Below are 6,452 nucleotides of genomic sequence, written 5' to 3' on the forward strand. Positions count from 1 at the left end.
TTGACGTTTTTATTGATTTTGTTCAGTTTTCAAAGATCAATTTTTTTCGCTGTCAAAAGTGACAGGAATATAATATTATCATTTAATGATTAAGAAGTCAACAGTTATTTCTCTTAATTATTATTCAACAAAAGCAAATATCTATTGAGAGAATATATAAGGTTAACATCCAAAGCGCCTTTTTTATCGGCGGAATAATAATATATCATAGTTCCAAACATTTAGTCAATAGATTACCTTTAAAAATAAATTATTTTTAAATACTTTATAGCGATTAAATCCATTGAGAAATTATCACTTATTTAACGTCATTCTCACAAGCGACAGTTAATAATATAACATTTAGCCATGTGTAAAGTCAATAAACCATCTTATCAATTTATTTACCAATATATCAAAATTATTCCTTATAATTTATATGATCTTTTTTTATTATTTACATGAATAAATATTTAAACTGCTGGACATCTTATTAATACACTCCATTTTATATAGAGAGCATTTTAAAAATGCTCTCTTTTTTGACGAGTTTCTTCTATTATATATGTCTTTTTATAACCCTCGACTATAACAACAATCTCTTTTTATAAAATTAATTTTATAAAGATTTCAACACGAGAGCTGTATCCTGACTTGACAATAGCTCTAGACATCCCACTCTACTTGGAGCTTTAATACACATTATTCATTTCTTTAAAGTGCTTTATTAAAATTTGATTTGCGATTTCCTGCATACTCGTATCCTGGTCCTCAGCTGCTTTTTTTAATTGTTCTTTTAATGATTTTTCGACATGAAGTGTTAAAATCTCCTCGTTAGATTCAATCTTTATTCGATCACCGATAATCTGTACAGATCCTTCAACGATATGTAATTCAACAAATCGACTGAGCCCTTCATCCACACTCTCAAAAATGCTGTTTTTAACCATAATATCAATTGCTGATTGTTTTCCTAAAGATGCAGAATGCACATCCACATAAATATTAGATAAATCGCACTGCTGATATAGAATGTCCATAAACTGCATTGTAAAAGGATGATCGTACGGAAGTGTGATTTTAGCAAAACCAGGCGTCGTCATGTTTTTTCCATACGTAACCTGATAAGCCGGATGAAGGTCATGCTTGTATATTCCTTCATTATAAGAAACAAGCTGTCTAGAAGGATAAAGCAAAAAACTCCATTCTCCGTTCTCATCCCAGACAAGCCGAGCATCCTCAATCGATTCAGATGAATACCTCTGATAATAGGCGATATTAAGCTTTTTATCGTAATAATCCCGTTTCTGAATTCGTTTTTGCTCTAAATATGTTTTGTTCTCTGTCGCAAACTGCTGTAAATCTACTTCTGCTATATATGAAACTTCTCGACCTCGGAGTGTCCCTTTCATAGAAGGAATTTTTTCTTCTTTGACAAAACGCAGAAGCGTGGACCGGGTAATCCCTAAAAAATCAGCTGCTTCTGTTGTAGTAAACCCCAGCTTTTTTTCTTGTTTTTCTTTTAGCTCTTCCACTTGCTCTTTCGGAAATAAACGTGTGGCCTGCATCCGCCATTTGTGATCAGGAAGCGGGGTCAATTTTCCCTCACGAATATATTTATATATGGTCGGTACCGTTTTACCTAAAATAGCAGCCGTTTCTTTTGTTGTGTAAAAATTATTTTGATCTGTCATGTATGTATACCCCTTCTTTTTTTATTAATTAAATCTAATGATTTCACATATTAATATTATTAAAATCTTATTGTATCATTAATTTATATTTTACTATGTATTATTTTATTATTCCATTTTAACTAAAAATTATTAAACAATAAATTATGAAATAAATTAGCCTTTTAATTAAAAATATAATTCCATATAATTTTAAATATAATATACATAAACAAAGAGACTATTTTTTTAGGGTAGTTTGTTTTTTGATTAATCGTCTATTTATAATTTTGATTATGATATACTTAATAAAAGTTATTATGATTTATTTTAATTACATTAGAATGAAAATGATATTTCTTATAAATATAAAAAAGATTCATTTTCTTACATTATTATTATAAGGGTGTTCGATAATATGAATTATTTTATATCTAAAATTAGCCCACAAGATCTTTTTCCCACTGATCGAAAGGAAACGTTCAAACATCTTATCGCTATAAAAGAATTAGCTGAAAAACAGAATCGTCCCTCTTTTGAAGATTTCAATGATCGTGATATGCTTTTGTATTTTTTGTATCAGCAAACCAATATTGATGAGTCGAAAAATCGAAGCAGCCGAACCGTTCGAGAATATGAGCGCGAACTTGCCATGATGATTCGTCATATGTTTGAATATGGAAAAGACATGGATCTTGATCTTGATATTATTGTGGAAGGCTCTTTATTTAAAAATATGGGGAAACGACATGTACGGCGTTATCAGGAATGGGTCAGCAAAGAAAGTCCGCATGTGAAAAAGAAAGGATCTTATTCCGCAGCGACACTGGCGCGCAAAACAGTTATCTGGAAAAGCTTCTTTCAATTTCTTTATCGATCAAGATATATTGAGGAACCTGTGCACGAAGGATTATTAAGTGCAACTGTAAGAAAAGATGACCGGCCCAACCGTGATTTAGGACCAGGTGAAGTGATTCAGCTTTTGGATTTTTTTAAGAAAGCAGAGCATCCCGTTCTTTTTGGGATGATACATACATTGGTGGCGACTGGACTCAGAAATGAAGAATTCGGAACTTTAAAAGTTTGTGATGTAAAATACGATGGTTTGCTTGGGGGTTTTTATTTAGATGTCGATGGAAAAGGAAATAAAAAGCGATCCATCCCAATAAATCCAAAAGTAATGGATAGTATTTGCAATTACCGTAAAGCACGCCTGTTATCGACGGATTTTCCAAACGACAGTTCAGAACCATTATTCCCCACAAGTAAAGGTACCCCTTTCACGGCCTCTTATTTGGCTCAATATTTTGGAAATGCAATCGAACGTACAAACCTTCCATTTCTGGCCAATCGTAAAACGCGAATTACTGCTCATACATTCCGGCATAGTTTTGCGATTATTTCGTATCTTGAAGGCGTGGACATTTACAAGATTATGCGTGCGCTCGGACATGAAAAAATTGATACAACGATGATTTATTTACAAAAGATTATGGAACGGGACCATCATGCAATCCACGAATGGAAAAGTGGTCAATTAGGAGAGTATATATAATAGAAGAAACTCGGTATAAAAAACAAATAACGTTTAAAAAGCGCCTATCTTGTAATAATAGACGCTTTTTATTTTGAAGAAACATAATTACATTTATATTGTATTTATTTCCTAATTTAATAACTCTCACGTCTTTTCAGTCTGCTATTTCTTCCTGTATAAGCGTGAAATATTTCGATCCTGATATTTTAATCCAATCAATAATGATCCATCTGGTTTCACCCGGACGGTGGCATTCCTTCAACTCCTCAAAAGCCGACTACAATCTATACATATACGTTCATACAAGTAGATTTGTATATGTGTATATGTTTGTTTAAAAAGTTATCAGTCTTTCTTCAATAAAAAAGATTCTTTGATCCTGCTATTAAACATTTTTCGATTCTTCCAAATAAATTCAAGAAGGTCTTTATCAAACAATTTTTGTTCATCAGGATCACAGTAATCTACCCCTTTTCCATGAATGGTCATTTCATTATTTGGATATTTCATTAATGTCCAATCTCCTCCACGTTCTCTATCTGGCACAACGAGGTAATGTTTTCGGCCCAATTCGTCATAATGAGCAATTAAATCAAAATTTTCAATGAACTCTTGGATATCGACTTTCTTTTTAATAATATTCATACTACTAGCCCCCCCATTCGTTTCGTGTCGTCATCACATTGAAAGACAATCATGAGATTGATCAAAAAGGATAACTGTTTTATAAAAACATATTATACCATATGTATATTCCCCAAAATGACATCCTAATTTCATAACTTCCTGTCAGAAATCTTATAAAACAAAGAAAGACAACAAGAATCGAGTCTCGTTGTCTTTCTCTAGAGGAGATGTTATTTAAAATGGAAAGGTCCTATTCGTCACCATATTTGATGCGATAAATTTTCACCATCGCTTGCATGCGATCCGTTACATTCATTTTTTTGAAAATGCTTGTAATATGATTTTTTACTGTATGGTTGCTTATCTTTAGGTAGTTTCCTACTTCATGAAGATACTGTATAGAAAAGCCAGTACTTTCCCTTCTATGCCATCGAATTTTCGGTATTTTTTTTCAGGGAGGATTTCATGGCATCCTTAAAGTATTTGCAATACGGGTGTTCCAGAAATTTTTAATACTTTGTTTCATACTCATATTTAGCACTCCTCGTTTCTATTCATTATGAGATGACTTTGTTATAAGATTAATCACTGTTTCAATTTAATTGAAATATTAGGGAAAAACCCAAGCAGATTAAACAAGATGATCTTAATAGTGATACATTGCCGCATAAAAGAATGGATTATGGGGTATCAAAATAGAGAAGATAGATGCATGGATCGGTTAGATTGATCTGTGGAGTGGAGGTATTGCTTATGGAAAAGATGAATCGGGGAATAATAACTGCGCTATCCGCAATCGGCATTGCGCAAGGATTGAAAATTTTAACGCACAAGAAGCTGACAGGAGAGTGGGATTTAAAGCAGGCTTTTACGACTGGCGGCATGCCAAGTTCGCACTCAGCGGGTGTGGCGGCGCTGGCATCCTATGTAGCAGCGAATAAAGGATGGCGGCATACGGAGACTTCACTTGCAACCGTGTTTGGCGTAATTGTAATGTATGATGCACAGGGAATTCGACGCCATACAGGTGAAATTGCGAAGCTCGTGAACGATCTTGAAGATAATATGGTGAAATTTTCTGGTGAATTTCCAAGCTTTGAGTATGTGGAGCGGGAAAAAGAGCTGAAAGAACTCCTTGGCCATCAACCTGTGGAAGTAGGAATTGGTGCGCTTCTGGGTGTTGTGCTTGGACTTGTTTCAGCAAAAATCGAAAGTGGCTAGGCAGATCAAGCTTCTGGATGAAACGCTTTGAAAAGCTATATTACAATAAAGCACATCAACCTTTGTTTTTTTCGTGCAACCCATCCAATGTTAGGCATGAGAACGGCGTCGCAACTTTTAAGCTTTCAGATTTAAAATCTGATGGCTTTTTTGTTTGGTTTTTGCATGCCTTCCTTCAAAATAAAAATCTCCTCCTACCACAAATAACTCCAGTCTATAGGCAAATAGCGTCTGAATTTCCTTTAGATTTGAATTGTTGAGTTCTGTATTCTTGTTCAGGGATTCCGCCTCCTGAACGGTTAAACCTCCAACTACCGGGGTCTGTGTAGCAATGGTGTCAATGCCGTGTTAATTCTCCCCGTTTATGCCGGAATAAAATTCCCCATTTTACCGATTAATTGGGTGGTGCAGCCGGAAAAATTCCGGCTTTTTTCTTTTCTTTCATTCGGTACGAATCCCCTTTAATATTGAATGTAACCGAATGATGCAGAAGGCGATCTAAGATCGCTGTGGCTAAAACGTCGTCTCCAAAACCTTCCCCCACTCGATAAAGGACTTGTTAGAGGTTAAAATCATTGCTCCATGTTCATACCGTTTTGATCCTATTTGAAAAAACACATTAGCTGTCAGCTCATCAAAAGGAAAGTATCTGACTTCATCTAAAATAATCAAGTCCGGACGGCTCCAGCGGTTGATCAGGCGGGTAAGAGTACCTTTGCTTTCTGCCTTCCGGCACTCTGCCACCATTTCTTCAGCCGTCAAGAATAAGGCCGTAAATCCTTGAGTTAGTGCTTCCAAGGCGAATGAAATAGCGAGATGAGTCTTTCCAACACCAGGCGGTCCTAAAAGAATTCTCGCTAATGTCTCTTTTACACGCTGTTCACTGACACTTAGCTGAAAACTAAAATCAAAGTCGTGAATCGTCACACATTGAAGTAAATATAACGAATCATGAATGGTTCCTAGAATAACAAGTCCATGAAGTCCTGTAAACTGATCAGTCTCCAAACAGAAAAGAAGAGCTTTTAAAAAGGAGTTTATTTAATAGTGAAGGTTGAAAGAGAGCAATCTGAAGGTATTCTAAAGATTATACAGGCACTCGAACCAAAATTTTAGTCCTTTTTTTTACAAACAAAATATAAATTTAGAGGTGATTTATCTCAAGAATTAAAGGTTTAAATCATCGAAAAACTGCAAAAAGAAGAGTTTAATAAAGTTCCTGGTTTGTTTGAATTTATTGACAATATTAAATCTGATTGAAACAGGGATGAGGAATAGTATTCATGATTATTTATAAACTTTTCTAGACACAAAGAAGAACAGCTTCCGCTGTTATTCTCTTATGCCTGGCGGCGGCCGGCTCTCACAGGGGGAAACCCCCAACTACCATCGGCGCTGAAGAGCTTAACTGCCGT

General features: G+C 34.9%; 5 protein-coding genes and 1 pseudogene. 2 read left to right on the top strand and 4 right to left on the bottom strand.

Translation table 11 applies throughout. From position 1 onward, the window contains the following. Positions 1-671 precede the first annotated feature (671 nt). A complete protein-coding gene (locus tag BTO28_RS16550) occupies positions 672-1,673 on the bottom strand; it encodes a helix-turn-helix domain-containing protein (protein WP_076768306.1) in 1,002 nt (333 codons plus the stop codon). A gap of 397 nt (positions 1,674-2,070) precedes the next feature. On the opposite strand from BTO28_RS16550, the gene BTO28_RS16555 reads away from it, so the two are divergent. Further along, positions 2,071-3,207 (top strand): tyrosine-type recombinase/integrase, encoded by a 1,137-nt coding sequence (locus BTO28_RS16555; RefSeq protein ID WP_076768308.1) that lies wholly within the window; start codon positions 2,071-2,073, stop codon positions 3,205-3,207. 327 nt (positions 3,208-3,534) lie between these two features. Here the strand turns inward: BTO28_RS16555 and BTO28_RS16560 are convergent, their stop codons facing one another. Both BTO28_RS16560 and BTO28_RS17740 read right to left on the bottom strand, forming a co-directional pair. Further along, entirely contained in the window at positions 3,535-3,834 is a 300-nt protein-coding gene (locus BTO28_RS16560; RefSeq protein ID WP_076768309.1) for a hypothetical protein, read from the bottom strand. Positions 3,835-4,066: 232 nt separating this feature from the next. Further along, positions 4,067-4,261 (bottom strand): LuxR C-terminal-related transcriptional regulator, encoded by a 195-nt coding sequence (locus BTO28_RS17740; protein ID WP_083711733.1) that lies wholly within the window; start codon positions 4,259-4,261, stop codon positions 4,067-4,069. Between the two features lie 308 nt (positions 4,262-4,569). Between BTO28_RS17740 and BTO28_RS16570 the strand changes: the two genes are divergently transcribed. After that, the gene (locus BTO28_RS16570) at positions 4,570-5,037 is read left to right on the top strand and encodes a divergent PAP2 family protein (RefSeq protein ID WP_076768311.1); all 468 of its coding nucleotides are present in this window, start codon (positions 4,570-4,572) and stop codon (positions 5,035-5,037) included. Between the two features lie 394 nt (positions 5,038-5,431). Here BTO28_RS16570 and BTO28_RS16575 read toward each other — a convergent pair. Further along, a pseudogene (locus BTO28_RS16575) lies at positions 5,432-5,964 on the bottom strand (ATP-binding protein). Between the last annotated feature and the right edge of the window lie 488 nt (positions 5,965-6,452).

It is taken from the genome of Domibacillus epiphyticus (genome assembly GCF_001975785.1).
Classification (GTDB): Bacteria; Bacillota; Bacilli; order Bacillales; family Domibacillaceae; genus Domibacillus; species Domibacillus epiphyticus.